The 16,531-nt window shown below is 32.5% G+C and carries 14 protein-coding genes; 4 read left to right on the top strand and 10 right to left on the bottom strand.

The window, feature by feature from the left end; translation table 11 throughout:
* Positions 1-31 precede the first annotated feature (31 nt).
* A complete protein-coding gene (locus BM088_RS22520) occupies positions 32-1,201 on the bottom strand; it encodes a nucleotide sugar dehydrogenase (protein WP_091990175.1) in 1,170 nt (389 codons plus the stop codon).
* Positions 1,202-1,422: 221 nt separating this feature from the next.
* On the opposite strand from BM088_RS22520, the gene BM088_RS22525 reads away from it, so the two are divergent.
* Positions 1,423-3,945, top strand: coding sequence for a hypothetical protein (locus BM088_RS22525; protein WP_091990178.1), 2,523 nt, complete (start codon positions 1,423-1,425; stop codon positions 3,943-3,945).
* Positions 3,946-4,311: 366 nt separating this feature from the next.
* Here BM088_RS22525 and BM088_RS22530 read toward each other — a convergent pair whose 3' ends face one another.
* The 8 genes from BM088_RS22530 to BM088_RS22565 form a co-directional block, all read right to left on the bottom strand.
* Positions 4,312-6,273 carry an acyltransferase family protein gene (locus tag BM088_RS22530; RefSeq protein WP_091990180.1) on the bottom strand — a complete coding sequence of 654 codons (1,962 nt, stop codon included), beginning with the start codon at positions 6,271-6,273 and terminating at the stop codon, positions 4,312-4,314.
* Between the two features lie 33 nt (positions 6,274-6,306).
* Complete coding sequence (wecB, locus tag BM088_RS22535) at positions 6,307-7,422, bottom strand: non-hydrolyzing UDP-N-acetylglucosamine 2-epimerase (protein ID WP_091990201.1); 1,116 nt, start codon at positions 7,420-7,422, stop codon at positions 6,307-6,309.
* A 6-nt stretch (positions 7,423-7,428) separates the two neighbouring features.
* Complete coding sequence (locus BM088_RS22540; RefSeq protein ID WP_091990182.1) at positions 7,429-8,139, bottom strand: WecB/TagA/CpsF family glycosyltransferase; 711 nt, start codon at positions 8,137-8,139, stop codon at positions 7,429-7,431.
* Between the two features lie 81 nt (positions 8,140-8,220).
* A complete protein-coding gene (locus tag BM088_RS22545) occupies positions 8,221-9,306 on the bottom strand; it encodes a glycosyltransferase family 4 protein (protein ID WP_091990183.1) in 1,086 nt (361 codons plus the stop codon).
* 13 nt (positions 9,307-9,319) lie between these two features.
* Complete coding sequence (locus tag BM088_RS22550) at positions 9,320-10,189, bottom strand: glycosyltransferase family A protein (RefSeq protein ID WP_091990185.1); 870 nt, start codon at positions 10,187-10,189, stop codon at positions 9,320-9,322.
* Positions 10,182-11,474 carry a hypothetical protein gene (locus BM088_RS22555; RefSeq protein WP_091990187.1) on the bottom strand — a complete coding sequence of 431 codons (1,293 nt, stop codon included), beginning with the start codon at positions 11,472-11,474 and terminating at the stop codon, positions 10,182-10,184. Before BM088_RS22555 ends, BM088_RS22550 begins: the two co-directional genes overlap by 8 nt.
* Complete coding sequence (locus BM088_RS27950) at positions 11,474-11,920, bottom strand: acyltransferase (protein ID WP_281247189.1); 447 nt, start codon at positions 11,918-11,920, stop codon at positions 11,474-11,476. The genes BM088_RS22555 and BM088_RS27950 overlap by 1 nt, the downstream gene beginning before the upstream one ends.
* A gap of 104 nt (positions 11,921-12,024) precedes the next feature.
* A complete protein-coding gene (locus BM088_RS22565; RefSeq protein WP_091990192.1) occupies positions 12,025-13,272 on the bottom strand; it encodes a glycosyltransferase family 4 protein in 1,248 nt (415 codons plus the stop codon).
* 275 nt (positions 13,273-13,547) lie between these two features.
* Here BM088_RS22565 and rfbB point away from each other — a divergent pair, with 275 nt between their 5' ends.
* From rfbB to BM088_RS28150, 3 genes are all read left to right on the top strand, one after another.
* On the top strand, positions 13,548-14,615 hold the full coding sequence (gene rfbB, locus BM088_RS22570; protein ID WP_091990195.1) for a dTDP-glucose 4,6-dehydratase: 1,068 nt from the start codon (positions 13,548-13,550) through the stop codon (positions 14,613-14,615).
* Between the two features lies 1 nt (position 14,616).
* On the top strand, positions 14,617-15,498 hold the full coding sequence (gene rfbA / locus BM088_RS22575; RefSeq protein ID WP_091990198.1) for a glucose-1-phosphate thymidylyltransferase RfbA: 882 nt from the start codon (positions 14,617-14,619) through the stop codon (positions 15,496-15,498).
* Positions 15,499-15,696: 198 nt separating this feature from the next.
* A complete protein-coding gene (locus BM088_RS28150; RefSeq protein WP_425439330.1) occupies positions 15,697-15,825 on the top strand; it encodes a helix-turn-helix domain-containing protein in 129 nt (42 codons plus the stop codon).
* Between the two features lie 7 nt (positions 15,826-15,832).
* Here BM088_RS28150 and tnpC read toward each other — a convergent pair.
* On the bottom strand, positions 15,833-16,531 hold a 699-nt coding region (tnpC, locus tag BM088_RS22585; protein WP_143085142.1), incomplete at its 5' end, for an IS66 family transposase.

Genomic DNA, 16,531 nt, shown 5'->3' on the forward strand with positions numbered 1-16,531 from the left:
TTATTTTCCTTATAATGCGCATACTTTTAAACTATGAATCTGAACCAAATAAATCTCGTGTATATACTTTTGCAGCTACATCATCTAAATCATCAGACATGCGGTTTGAAACGATTACATCAGATACTTTTTTAAATTCATTTAAGTCAGTCATCACTTCTGAGTGAAAAAACTCTTTTTCTTTTAGCTCAGGTTCAAACACTACAACTTTAATGCCTTTTGCTTTAATACGTTTCATGATGCCTTGAATAGCAGAAGCTCTGAAGTTATCAGAACCTGACTTCATGATTAAACGATAAATACCAACTACTTCAGGGTTTCTTTTTAATATTGAGTCTGCAACATGATCTTTTCGGGTGATATTTGCATCTACAATGGCGCCAATTAAAGAGTTTGGTACATCTTTATAATTAGCACGTAACTGTTTAGTATCTTTAGGTAAACAATAACCGCCATAACCAAATGATGGATTATTATAATGGTTACCTATACGAGGGTCTAAACCTACACCATCAATAATATGCTGCGTATCTAACCCATGAGATTCAGCATAACTATCAAGTTCATTAAAATAAGCAACTCGCATAGCCAAGTAGGTATTTGAGAATAATTTAACGGCTTCGGCTTCTGTAGAGTCAGTTAATAAAACAGGGATATCTATCTTAACAGCGCCTTCAACAAGTAAATTAGCAAAAGCACTAGCTCGTTCAGATTCTTCACCAACAATAATACGAGATGGATGTAAGTTATCGTAAAGCGCTTTACCTTCTCTCAAGAATTCAGGTGAAAATATGATATTTTCACAATTAAGCTTAGATTTAATTGATTTGGTAAAACCAACAGGAACTGTAGATTTAATAACCATCACCGCATTTGGATTAATAGTAATTACATCTTTAATAACAGCTTCAACTGAATTAGTATTAAAGTAATTAGTATGTGGGTCATAATCAGTTGGCGTTGCTATCACTACAAATTCAGCTTCTTTATATGCTAAGTTTTTATCTGTAGTCGCAGTTAAATTCAAATCTTCATTTGCTAAAAAATCTTCAATTTCAACATCTGAAATAGGAGAAGTTTTGTTATTAATTAAGTCTATTTTTTCTTGAATTATGTCAACTGCAACTACTTCATTGTTTTGTGCTAACAACACTGCATTTGATAAACCCACATAGCCAGTCCCAGCTATAGCTATTTTCATTTGAAACCCTGTAATTATTAATTAAAACACTTCTATACTAAAAATTTAATTATACTCTCTTTGATAAAGCATAATAAGATTATTTTTCTCAAAAGCATTTAAAACCAAGTGTATTGATAGCCCAAACACAACCATTTTAAAAAAACTAACGTATCAATATGAAATAAAAGAATATATTATACCACCACTTAAGGAACAAGCCGATTTAAGAGGAAATTAGAGTGAAAGTTTTTTCGTTGTTTATTACATTTATATTTTTAACTGCATGTGGAGGAAGTGATAACTCAGGTACAAAAAAAACATTAGTAAATAGCCCTCCTATAATAACTGTTATCACACAACATATAGCTATATCTGGGGAGGAATTAACTCTGTCAGCAGATATTGTAGACCCAGAGAAGCATGATATAACAGTAAAATGGAATGTGATTCAAGGCATTGGTTTTACACTAAACAATAGCTCATCATCTGAAGTTAAATTCATAACACCACTTACAACCATAGACAGTGAAATTATAATAAATATTATAGCAACTGATTCTGAAGGTTTAAGCACATCAAAAAATATAACTGTAAATGTGCCTGCAGCTTCAATTTCATTAACAAGTGAAGATAACTTTATAATAGGTGAAAGCTCATTAGTAAATGCAGTAACAAAGAACATTAAGCTAGACAATTTCACATCTTCCTGGATGCTTAATGGCGAACCGATTAACTTCTCTGACTCAGCTAAACCTTTACAATTACGTTATACACCTAATTTAAAAGATATTAATCAAGAGCTCAATTTTGAACTCATAATAAAAGATCTAAATAAAAATAAGCTAGAAAATTCACTAAAAGTGAAAGTTCCTGAAGTAGAAGTCTCTTTCAACTCAACTGATAACTTTCAAGTTTTAAAAACATCGTACATAGAGGTTATCGCTAAGAATATAAATTTAGAGAAATTTGTCACTCAATGGCAAATAAATACTTTGCCAACTACTCCCGTGAACCCTCTACTTTTAACATATACCCCTGATTTGATAGAGCATGGAAGTGATATAACGTTCAACTTTATTATAAGTGATAATCAAAACCAAAAAATAGAAAAATCAGTAAATATTAAAGTTCCAGAAGTAAAGGCTAATTTTCAACTCCCGATAGAGCCAATTTCATTACGATATATTTTTGTAAATGCACAGTTTGAAAACCTAGATATTAATGACATTAACATCCAATGGCAGAATTCTAACGCTCAAGATCTCAACTTAGAAAATAGCAATACACCCAATCTAAAATTTTATGCTAAAAAAGAATTAGCAATTCATAATGATTTTGATACAACACAAGAAATAGCACTCTCAGTAGAAGTGGCGACCCCAACACAAAGCTTAAGCTTCCCAACGATAGTTACCATAGGCCCCGTAGATAATGTACCACAATGGCCAATTCATGAAATATCAGAAACTACTCAGCCACAAGCTAAAAAAAGTTCAAATTCAATTAAAATTCAAGCATCTGAGCAACAAAAACATTTAGATCTAAACAATGACGGTTTAAGTGATTATTTGTCATATGAAAATGGAACTGTTTATTACCATCAAGCAATTGATGAATCTATCTATCAACCTCCGATTGAAGTGATATCAGATGTTGATATTTCTTTTTCTGATGGAAAAATCTTAGATACAGATAATAACGAAAATCCAGAACTGTATGTTATAGATAAATATAATCAAGACGATACTAAAAGCATGTTTTCACGGTTGTTTTTTGATGCAAGTATAAAAAAAGTAATTTATGAGGAAATATCACTATTAAAAACTCCCTATTCTGGTTTTAGCGAATATAGAGGAGGAGTATTTTTTGATATAGAAAAACAAAAAGAAAAATTACTTTTCCTTTATTCATATCACAATAAAAATGTAACTTATAGCCCAAGATACTGGGTAGATTATTACTCTAGTGAATTAATTGAATTTGAAATTTCAAATCAAGCATTAATAAATGCCCACTCTCTATTTTATGACAATAACTCTTATGAATCAGGTGCAGCATTTTATAGCTTCGACTCTATTGAGTTCAGCGATATCAATGAAGATGGTATAGATGAAATTATGTTGTTTGGTACTTATAAGTTTAATGATATTTTTGGCGAGCCTATGTTTAGCAGCCATATTGCAATACAAGATGGTACCAAGCAGTCAGGCTTTGTTACTTTTGGAAACGGGAGTTTTAGACAGAAAGACATAGATAATGATGCTAATCTAGAATGGATCTACAACCCTGATTATGGCACAGAAAACAACAATGATTGCGATCAACTCTACCATATAAATTTGGTGGAAAACAAAGTTATTACTAACACTTATGGTCATTGCCCTACTAAAACCTCAATATTTAGTAATTTAAGCACACAAATTAACTTTTTTCCTTTAAAGGATTCTAATGAACTGAGCTACTTAAATGTTTACACTGAATGTTGGGAAAATTATGGACTAAGGCAGTTTTGCGGTACTGAATATGTTACTGGCCACTATCTAACTCTTGAGAATATTGGAGAGTATCAAACAAATATATTGTTAACAAAAGAATTACGAATAGATGGCAAAAATAAACTTCTCACACCATCAGAAAAGTACCCTATTGAATTGGTAGATTATGATAGTGATGGCGATTTAGATATTACTTTTAAAAGTAGCAGCACTAAAAGCTATTGGATAGAGAATATTGAATCTATGCCAATTCAAATAAAAAAATAAACATGCAAACTGCTTGCTCTAGTGTCCTATTATTGGACTACTAGAGCAATGAACTTCCCATACTTTGCTAGACTCTGAATAAAAGTGACTTTATCGAAGCAGTTTTAAACCTAGAAAACTTACCATTCTATTGCTTCACAGCCTAATAATTGAATTAGTTTCCTTAATATTTAGAGTGACTCTGCATTTATCGCCGAATTTTTGAGGGCACTCACTGAGTTCAAATACAGAGGTTTAGCTCATAAAAATGTAATAGCTATTTTTTCCTTTCTTCAACGAAGAATAAAGCTAGAACATAACTTTTTAGCAATGAGAGGTAAATTTGCCCTTAAAGCATGGTTTTGGGGTTATACCTAAAAAGAAAAGTTACAACTTATTTAAATATCCAAATTTCTTGATATACTGTTGTCCCAATATAATGGAGCCCTTTAAATTCAAATGATTTATATCTCTATATAAGGGAGTATCATCTAAATAAGTTTTACACTTATCGTCGTTACAAAATAAGTTTTCAGGTGTGATAAAGGTTATTTTACCTGAGAATTCCCCCTTTAATTGATTAAACCTCGTTACTAACTCAGGAAATGACTCTTTTAAAGGTGATACTGTACAATCTTCTAGTTTCACTCCTCTTACACCAAGCTTAGTTTTCAAATAACAAGCACTAGCGTCTTTAGATTGTCTAGGTAACATTTCTAAGACGATAGGTTTAATATTATGCTCAAGTAAAATATTGATTGTTTCGGTTAACGAACTAATTATGATTTCAAGCTTTTCAGCTTGAGTGCCTATGAGTAAGTCCTCTAACAAATACCCGCCCCATGCACCACCTAAAAAGACATACTTTGGTTTTCTTTCTAGAATATACTTCAAGACAGTATTATTTCTCTCTATGCAAGCTATTTTAGCCCCTTGTGCATTTATATATAATTTTAGTAACGGCGGACAATTACCTCTAGAAACTTCAGTGATCTGAATATCAAAACCTTTACCAACAACATCAACAAGTCCCGCAAAATGACTAGCGTGTGAGTCTCCCCATAAAATGGCTTTTTTAGAGTTAACACTAGAGCTACCTAGTTGGCATTTGTGAGAACCATCAATAGCTAAATCATTAGTATGGCAAGTTTCACGTCCAAGCTCAGGCTTACTTTTAAGTGCAACCTCGGCTGCTACAATTTTTTTATCAAACCGTTCCGGATAAAATTCACCTTTTTGACTATAAAAAAAGAGAGAACCCAAGGCTACACAAGGTAAAATATAAAAAGCAGCAGCGATTCTTTTTTTACTAGACCACTTAGCATAACGCACTATTTTTTCAACATAGCGCCAACTTAAATATGCAAAAAATAAAGATAAAAATAGTAATGATAGTTGAACTTTTAAATCTAGCTCTATTCCTGAAAGCTTAAAAAAAGTAATCAATGGCCAATGCCACAAATACAATGAATAAGATAGCAAACCTATAAATACTAGTAACCTATTGCCTAATATTCGATGTGATATGCACTTCTCATTAATGCCCGAAAAGATTACCCCCCCAGTTGCTAAACATGGTATGACAGCTAACAATCCAGGAAAGTGAGATTTTGCATCAAATGTAAGTGCTGTATACAATAAAGTAAGTAGAGAAATCGCAAATAAGAAATTTGATGACGTTATAGAAAACTTTAAAGAACTTGAATTTTTATAAATTATAACAGCTAAAATAGAACCAAGTAAAAACTCATGAGCTCGACTGATAACTAAAAAGTATGCCGCTGGTTGATGTAGTTTAGTTAATAAGTAAGATGCTAATACTGTCAATATAAAGCATATTACTAATACATAGTTTTGTAATTTGGTATTTCTGATTTTTAGCCACAAAACAACCGCTAATGGCATAACTAAATAAAACTGTTCTTCTACCGATAATGACCAAGTATGCAATAAAGGGGTTTCATGAGCAGCATTAGAAAAATATCCTCCTTGCGTAAATAAAAAATAAAAATTAGATGCAAAAAAAGTTGAGCTAATACCGCTTTGCAATAATTCTTTCAAGGCTAATGGTGTCAAAAAAATAAAGCCAACCACTATAGTAAAAAGTAGCACAACTAAATAAGCAGGGATAAGACGGGTTGCTCTTCTTGAGTAAAACCTTAAAAATGAAAAGCCATTTGTTTTAGATTCTTTTAAGACAATACCAGTTATAAGAAAACCTGAGATAGTAAAAAAAACATCAACACCAACAAAGCCACCTTTGAATAAAGAAAAATCCAAGTGAAAAAATAAAACTATCAGTACAGCAATAGCTCTTAATCCATCAATATCAGCTCTGTATTTCAACATAAAAATCGATTCAATCTAACAGTACAATAAACGCTATTTTTGTAATAGCGAGTTAATAATTACTTCACATGCTTTACCATCACCGTACGGGTTATGGGCATAACTCATTTTTTGATAGGCGTTTTTATCATTGATCAATTGAGAAACTGAAGACACAATAAGGTCTACGTCAGTACCGACAAGCTTAACTGTTCCAGCATCAACTGCTTCTGGACGTTCAGTTGTTTCCCGCATAACCAATACAGGCTTACCTAAGGAAGGAGCTTCTTCTTGTATTCCACCAGAGTCTGTAAGGATCAAATATGACTTATCCATTAAATAAACAAAAGGTAAATAATCTTGAGGTTCAATTAATTTTACATTTGAATGGTAAGCCAATAAACGGTTAACTGGTTCCTGCACATTTGGGTTTAAGTGAACAGGGTAAACAAAATTAAAATTTGGATATTTGTCTGCTAATTGAGATATTGATTCACATATACGTTCAAACCCACCACCAAAACTCTCTCTTCTATGCCCTGTAATCAAAACAAATGGTTTGTCGATAAGATCTGAAAAATGATTATTTAATGATTCATTTATTTCTTTTTGAGTTAAAACTTGATGTTTAACCTGCAATAAAGCATCAATCACCGTATTACCTGTCGTTACAATATCTGATTCGTTAACATGTTCACGTAATAGATTATTAACAGAGCTTTTTGTTGGAGCAAAATGGCGATTTGCCAGTACTCCTGTAATTTTTCTATTAGCTTCTTCAGGCCAAGGGCTATATATATTTCCCGTACGTAAACCCGCCTCTATATGCCCTACTTTAATTTGTTTATAAAATGCAGCCAATGAAGTTGAGACCGTAGTAGTCGTATCTCCATGAACTAAAACCCAATCAGGTTGAAACTCACCTAAAACAGGACGTAAACCTAACAAGATTTTACTTGTTATGTCAGAAAGGTCTTGACCCTGCTTCATGATATTTAAGTCATAGTCAGGTTTAATTTTAAAAAGTTCTAATACTTGATCTAACATTTCTCGGTGCTGTGCAGTAACACAAACTCTAGAGTCAATACCGTTAGTTTTATCCAAAGCTAAAACTAACGGTGCCATTTTTATCGCTTCTGGACGGGTACCAAATACAGTAAGTACTTTAATCAAGTGTTAACCTCTAAATAACCAAATGAAATATTGAAAAATCTTTTTATATCGAGGCAATCTTTTTAAATCACCTAATAAACGGTAAAGCCATTCCAATTTTATTTTTTGAATAAACTTCGGAGCACGTTTTATTTCACCAGATAATACATCAAAAGCACCGCCAACACCAATTACAATAGTATTTACTCCTTTTGACTTTAATAAATTAATGACAATATCTTGACGCGGCGCCCCCATTGCAACAGCGACAATTGATGGGGTTAATTCTTTAATTTCTTGTACTAAGTTAGAAATAGAGCTTTCATCTAATGGAAAAAAACCATCTCTATAACCACAAACTTTGATGCCATCTTCAGATAGATTTATTGCAGCCTTGCTTACAGTTTCGGCTTTAGCTCCCACTAAATAAACACCATTCTTACCAAGTTCTTTATCAAGCATTAAGGCTTCGAATAATTCAATACCCGGCATACGTTCACTTGGGTAACCTTTCCATGATAGAGGAGCCGATACTCCAATTCCATCTGCAACAACTAAATTTGCAGAATGAAAAATATCACCATACTCTTTATTTACTATTGCTTCATAAACAATTTCAGGGTTAGCCGTTATTATGTGATAAGCATTCTCATTATTATGCTGTTTTTTTATATGGCTAATAATATGCGATATAGAACCAAATGGGGTAACATTAAAATGACTTAAATCTCTCACTAACTAAACTTCCTAAAAAAACAAAAAAACAAAAAAACAAAAAAACTATTAATACTATACGATTAAACTTTATCTAAAACCCTAAAATAGAGACTTCATATTTTTATACAAAGTTTCACTTACTTTTACAGACTTATATGAATTAGATGAATCGATTGCATTTTCTACCAAAGAAGAATAGTTTTCTTCTGATATAGAAAAGCAATGCAATATTCTTTTATATAAATCTTCAGCTGAACCGTCTTTAAAAAGAAAACCATTTTTATTATCAAAAACAATATCTGTCAAAGGTTCAATTTCACTACAAACTACAGGTGTACCACACGCTAAAGATTCAGCAGCAACTAAACCAAAGCTTTCTCGCCTTGTAGGAAATAAAAAGTAATCAAAACTTCTGTATTTTTCACCTAGCTTTGATTGTTCTAATGGGCCGTAATATGTCACGATTTTTTCAAGCTCAAATTCCTGCACCATAGAATCAAATGCCTGAGTTTGAGATCCAGCGCCGTAAACTGATAAGGTTAAGTTGTTTATTTCATTTAAATTACTTTCCTTTAAAATAGCCAGAGCTTCAAGCATTACTTCCCAACCTTTGCCTTCATCAACCCTAGATATATAACCAAAATGTATTTTTTTATTTTCTTTTTTAAGTTTAGGTTTAGGAAAAAAGATCGCTTCTTTAAAACCAGCAGATTCAGATATCACAACTTTATTTTCAGCTATTTTTGGGTGTAGCTCTAATAAGCTTCGCTTGAAATATGCTGAAGGGACAACAATTGCAGTAGCATGTTTCAAAATATAAGGTGATGGAAAGCCCATGATTTTATGAATTAACCGGGTACCCACCAAGTCATCTCCATGTATGTTTATTAAATATTTCACTTTTTTAAAAGGTAAAACAGGTAATAAACACAAAGTAGAATATGTTAAATAATGAATATAATAAAAATCATATTTATTACTTATTGTAGCTTTTAATCCTCTGAAAAAGAAACTGATGTATGCAAATAATTTTTTAAATGCTCCCAGTCTTGCATCCATAACAATAGGTTGATCTAAGTTATACCCCATTTTTTTTAATTGCTCAAAACTTAAACCTACAAAGCTGCCAAAGGTAGGGTCTTCTTTAGAGGGAAATAAATTAGAAATAAAACATACTTTTTTCATGTGAAACCTATTTTTAACGCAAACGCTCTAAACGTCTCTTGGCAAGTTGAGGAAAATAAAATGCAATAAAATAACGAATGACTTGATCTTTTATTGACCAACTAAATAATTTATAAAAATCAAAGAGGTTGAGTTTTTTCTCTGAATTATAATGTTTTAAAAAAGCAAAACACTTGCTATTTTGAGGAGACATCAGAGTATGATACTTTTTATAAAATTGCTCTAATCCTGCTAGCCTTTTATTAATATTACCCGTAATTCTAGGTTTATTATAGCTAGTATGGACTATATAAGATGGTGTTGGTACACGTAAAGCCACTCCATATTTTATAATTAAGCGTCTCCATACATCCCAATCTTGACATGATATCATATCCTCATCAAACAAGCCGATGTCTATCATGCGTTGTTTACTAACAAGTTCTTGATTTGATGCTTGGTTAAAATTAAGTTGATCGTGTAAACTAATTTCTAAGTCATGATCTATTTTTTCTTTTCTATAAACACCACAATCCCAGTAAAAACAAGCGCATACAAAAGCATGCTTTTCATCATAGGCACTTACTAGTTGCTCAATTCTACCTTCAAAAAATTCATCATCGTCATCAAAACCCGTTACTAACTCTCCATTTGAATTATTTATGGCATAGTTTCTAGCAGCCCACGCACCTTTATTACTATCAAATCTATGATAAATTATATTTATGTGATTTTTGATATAACTTTCAACTACTTCAGCAGCGCCATCTCTGGAGCCATTATCAACAATAAACAAATCTATTGATTTATAATTCTGATTAAGCACTGATTTTAGTGATCTTTCTAGCATCTCTTTACGATTGTAGGTAGGGATCCAAACCGTCACTAAGAGAAAGTTACGCATTCATTTCTTCACTCTTTTTATAGTCAATCAATAGCACTCCATTTAATAAACCTAAACTAATACCTAAAGTACCAGACATCCAAACATGCCCACTAATTTGCGATAAAAATAGTAATAATAAATTGACTAATAAAACACAGGGAGCAATTACACTTTTAGAATGTAATAAATATTTGGCTGATTGCTTTATAAAATAAAAATTTATACTTAGACAGGTTAGCAGACCAAAAAATCCAAACCAAACTAAAGAATCGATCGCATCTACCTCTGCTGAGTATTTTCGTGGTAAGTGCTCTGCAACACCGCCGCTCCCTTGGCCAAAGACTTGTTGAAAAAGAGTACTTTGATATATATATATATCAATTAAGTCTTTCGAATAAATATCACGCCCTGACCATAAAACACCAACAATTCCTTTTTCTGAAAAGACCCACATAACTCTGTCATATAAGCCAATAGCTTCTAAGAAATCAATGATAAAAACTATCAAAGTAATTATTATAATTACAGCGGGTAAAAATAATTTTAATTTCAACCAAGTTAATCGAAAAAAAAGTTCTCTTTCATTAAATATAGGAATTAAAAACACCAATAAAAAAGCTGATAACATGGCTGTTTTGGTTGCAACTAAAATACCACATAACAAAGTTAATACAGCCATAGGGATATAAAACTTTTTATAATTATTCCAAATTACATGTAAAACAAACCCAAACAAAACAATAAAAGTGGGACCTAACTCATTTGCAGCATAAATAAAACCATTGGATCCAACACCTTCGTCATCTGAAAGAGCATACGATGAACGACCAAAACCTAAAGCACCAAGTCCCAGGTTAAAAAGTAAAAATGAAAAATTGGTCCATAAGGCAAATCGAGTCCATCTTTCAGTAAAACGAGGCGCTACTTTATAGATTGAAGCTAAATATATGAACACTGTAAGCGGCATTAGTATTTTAATAATATAACCAATATCCGTAGCAAAAAATGAAATTTGAGAGGCTCTAAAAAATTCAATTGACGGTGTTACAAACAACAAAGTAATAACAAAGAATAATGTTACAAAAAGACTTAATTGATACAAGGCTATCATTAGTAACATAATTAAAAAAAGAGGCATTTTATAAAGTAATGATAACTTTAAGTCCACTCCCATTTGAATTACAAAGAAGCCAGAGATAATATCAATTAATAGATAACCACAGAGCATCCACATAATAATATGATGAATGACATTTATTTTTGATATTCGACTAACATTGAGCGGCTTACTACAATTAAGCATTAAAATCGCTCCGGATACTTTTTATATATCTCATAATAATTGGTTTTATAAGACTCAATATCTTTTAACACTTTTGCAGGATTACCTGCTGCAACAGAATTATCTGGAATGTCTTTTGTAACAATACTACCTGCACCAATGACCACATTAGACCCGACATTGACACCTGGTAAAATAATGCTTCCCCAACCTATAAAAACGTTATTGCCAATTGTAATTGGGTTGCGATATGAAGAACGGGAACCTGGTAAATAAGAAGGTTTATAGTTAACTAATTCAGGTAAGAAAAGCGTGGGAGATGCATCATGCGCAAGAAGAGTAACCCCGGTAATTGTGCAGTTACTTCCAATATGAAACTTATCCCCTTTGCTTGAACCTGATAATTTGCATTCAATTAATAATGTGTTTTCACCAATTTCAGCACCTTGGGCACGATATTTTGCCAAATTCAAATCCGAATGATACTTTGCTATGGTATTTTTAAAGCAGCGATTTATAGTCAACATTTGTAAAATTCGTAGAGTATAATATTTAATTTTTAGTGCGAGCATTAGCGACTCTCAACTTTAAATGTAGAATTTGAGGTTTCAGCTATCAAATCATTTGCTAATGCCGCCCAACTAAAGCGAATTTCGGCTTGTTTTCGATTAAACTCACTTATTTTTTTGTATTCATCATCAGACAATTGAGATGCTTTTTTAAATTCATGACTAAATGCATGAACGCTATGTTCATGAGAAAAGAAATTATGTTCAGTATCAATAATTTCATTACTTGCAGTCACAACATTTGATGTACTAGGTGCTGCAACGATAGGTAGACCAGTTGCTAACGCCTCTAATATCGTTTGTCCTAACGGTTCATAAATTGACGACATTACAAATGTATCAGCTACTTTATAATACTGTTCGGGGCACTGTTGACGGCCTATTAACTTGACTTGTTTTTGACATTTAAGTTTAATAATTAAAGATTCAAAATAATCAGTTAAAGGCCCATCTCCGAGCAACCAAAGCTCCAAATTGCTATTATTCGCATCAACTATTGCACGTATCGCGGTTTCAAAACCTTTTGCCTTCACATGTCGACCAATACATAAAAACACATGCCGCTCAGTATCATGACCTAAAGATTTACGTGCAATCAGTTTTTCAGTTCTACTTAGAGGATAAAAACGACTAAGCGATACACCTGGTTTAGTTACTTTTATATCTTGGCGATTAGTTAATTCACTGACCTGTGATAACATATTTTGACTAAAAACAAATAGTTTATTTGCTTGTTTTAAAGCCAGATTTTGAAGCTTCACATGAAAGCTAAATGATAATTTAGCTCTTAATTTAGAAAAACCGCTTAATCCTTGCGCCATGCTAGCTTGCGTTTCATTTTTAACGACACCAGGAATTAGGTAGGCTATGTTGTTACAGCCAGCAAGCTTAAGTAACACTAAATTAAAATGATATCGACATACAACAACACTAGGTTTATATTTATTTAAAAGTTTTTTATAAAGATTGAATGCATTGCGTACTTGTTTAATAAAACCTAAAACACCTTGCCCTGAACATGCTCTATAGCGATATACTTCTACACCATTTTCTATTTCATAATCAGGTAAATCTGTATTCAAATTATTGATATCACTCGTTACGATAATAACTTTATATCCCAGAGCTTTGTATTCTTGAGCTAAATGATAAAGTGAATTTTCAATACCACCGATACTAGGACGATACATATTGCTTGTAATCAATGCATATTGATTCGATTCAGAAATGTTGACTAATGAAGGATTCAAGTTTAGTGTTCCTATAAAACAGAGATATACATATATTTACCAAAGCTTAATTAAATAATTTAAGATCTAATAATTTAAAACTTCTTTCACACATTTCTATATAAAAAAATGCAAACAGCGGACGATTATAACAATCAAATTTTAATATTGATATTATTACAGCAGTCATTTGTGATTTATTAAAGGATCAAGTAGAATTCGATGCTTAAATTGCTTGTTTTTAGCCCTAAAGTTCATCTCGTAAACATTCGTTTACTCACAAGGAATAAATCTGAATGAAAATTATTGTTACTGGTGGAGCTGGTTTTATTGGTTCCGCAGTTATCAGACATTTGTTGGATACAACCCAAGATACTGTTTTAAATATTGATAAATTAACTTATGCTGGAAATTTAAGTTCACTCGCTGAGCATCAAGAAAATGAGCGATATATATTTAAACAGTTAGACATTTGCTCAAAAGATTTATTAACTGAAACAATCAAAGATTTTAAGCCTGATGCTATAATGCATCTAGCTGCAGAAAGTCATGTTGATCGTTCAATCGATGGCCCAGCTGCTTTTATAGAAACTAATATTATTGGTACTTATAATTTACTTGAAGCAAGTAAAGAATACTGGTTATCTCTCCCAGAAGATCAAAAAGTGTCTTTTCGATTCCATCATATTTCTACTGATGAAGTTTATGGTGATTTAGAAGGACCTGAAGATCTTTTTACTGAAGAAACAAGTTACAAACCAAGTAGTCCCTATTCAGCATCAAAAGCATCTTCAGATCACTTAGTAAGAGCTTGGCAACGGACATACGGACTACCCACTTTAATTACTAATTGTTCTAATAATTATGGACCAAATCATTTCCCTGAGAAATTAATTCCTTTAGTGATAATCAACGCCTTAAATGGCAACCCCCTCCCTGTATATGGGGAAGGACTTCAGATTCGAGATTGGTTATACGTAGAAGATCATGCTAATGCGCTAGTGACGGTTCTGAAAAATGGAGACGTTGCCCAAACTTATAATATTGGTGGTCACAATGAGAAAGCTAATATAGAAGTTGTTGAAAGTATTTGTGACATATTAAATGAAATTATTTCTGAAAAACCTGACGGTATAACAGATTTCAAATCATTAATTACATTTGTTGCTGATCGACCAGGGCACGATATCAGATATGCTATTGATGCTTCGAAGATACAGAAAGAGTTGAACTGGATTCCTAATGAAACATTTGAAACAGGGTTAAGAAAAACAATTAACTGGTTTTTAAATAACAAACAATGGTGGCAACCAATTTTAGATGGTAGCTATCAGACGCAACGCTTAGGATTAAAGGGTAAATAACATGAAAGGAATTGTATTAGCTGGAGGATCAGGCACCCGCCTTTACCCAATAACAAAAGGCGTATCAAAACAATTACTACCAGTCTATGATAAACCCATGATTTATTATCCGCTATCAGTATTAATGTTGGCGGGTATAAAAGATATATTAATCATTTCAACACCTGAGGATATGGATGGCTATAAACGCTTATTATCGGATGGAAAAGAATTAGGAATCAATATCTCTTATGCTGTGCAACCGAATCCAGATGGCTTAGCTCAAGCATTTATTATTGGTGATGAGTTTATTGGTGATGATAGTGTTTGTTTAGTGCTTGGAGATAATATTTTCTATGGCCAAGGTTTTGTTGAAAAACTCAAGTCAGCCGCAAATAAACCCAGCGGAGCTTCGGTATTTGGATATCAAGTAAAAGATCCTGAACGTTTTGGCGTGGTAGATTTCGATGATGATTACACCGCTTTATCCATAGAAGAAAAACCTGTTAAGCCTAAATCAAACTGGGCGGTTACTGGATTATATTTTTATGATAATTCAGTAGTTAATATAGCAAAACAAGTCAAACCTTCGTCTAGAGGTGAGTTGGAAATAACCACTATAAATCAAATGTATTTAGATCAAGGTAATTTAAATGTACAGTTATTAGGTCGAGGCTTTGCTTGGTTAGATACGGGTACGCATGATTCTTTACTTGAAGCTGGTCATTTTGTTCAAACAATAGAACATAGGCAAGGGCTCAAAGTTGCTTGCTTAGAAGAGATTGCATTTCGAAATGGCTGGATATCTAAAGAAACTTTACAATCTATTGCAAAGCCTCTTTTAAAATCAGGGTATGGAAAATACTTAATGAAAATATCAAATGAAAGAAAATTCAACCTTTAACTCTCACTTTGAAAGAAACTTTTTTCTAATTCAATTAAGTTTCTTTTAATTTTTTATAGGGTTGCCAACATACACTGCGCTAGCTTGCTTTATACCAATTCCGATAATTTTATGATCTAATAACCTTAACGAAGGAAGGTTATTAGATCATAAAATATAACTCAAATAGTTGCATCAATTACTAACGCAAGACTTAGAATTCGCTTACTTGGCGTTTCCCACTTCATAGATGGAAAAAATCGCACTCAAATAGCGCGTTTTTTGAAGTTAAGTAGAACTAGCGTAAATAAATGGATTAAGTGTTATTTAGATGTAAGCGTCTGGTGAAATGCATCTAGCCTAGTTTAATGTTCCAAGGTAGCAGGTGCTCAATACTCTCAGGGTTTTTGGCAAGTCCATCTAAACAAGTATTCAAATAGCTATCAACTAACAAACCATTGGCTTTGGCCGTTTCAATAATACTATAAAGCATGGCACTGGCTTTTGCTCCCTTTGCTGTATTGGAGAATAACCAGTTTTTTCGACCTATCACAAACGGTTTAACTGCACGTTCTGCGCGATTATTATCTATATTAATACGCCCATCTTCTAGATAAGTTATAAGTTTGTGTTCTTGATTCATCCAATAAGTAATTGCTTCACCCAGTTTTGATTTCGGTGGGGTTTTGTCTTTAATGTTAATTACCCAGACATGAAGTTTATCGATAATCGCTTTTGATTTTTCTTGTCGTACTTGATATTTTTCATCAACATTTTTGTCTTTTAGCGAAGCTTCAATACCGTAGAGTTTTCCGATAAGATTTAGGGCAACATCTGCTTTACCTGTTTTATTTTGCCCTTGCGCCGTTTTTGCGTCAACAAATTTTCTACGTGCATGTGCCATACAACCTGCTATTTTTGCTGTTGTTTTACCATAAGCACTATAACCGTCAACTTGTAAGTAACCTTGATACCCTTCAAGATAATTAACCACACAAGATGCGGCGCGACTATTATGATAATCAAATAAAACGATATTCGGTATCATGTTAAT

The sequence above is a fragment of the Pseudoalteromonas denitrificans DSM 6059 genome (assembly GCF_900112265.1).
Classification (GTDB): domain Bacteria; phylum Pseudomonadota; class Gammaproteobacteria; order Enterobacterales; family Alteromonadaceae; genus Pseudoalteromonas; species Pseudoalteromonas denitrificans.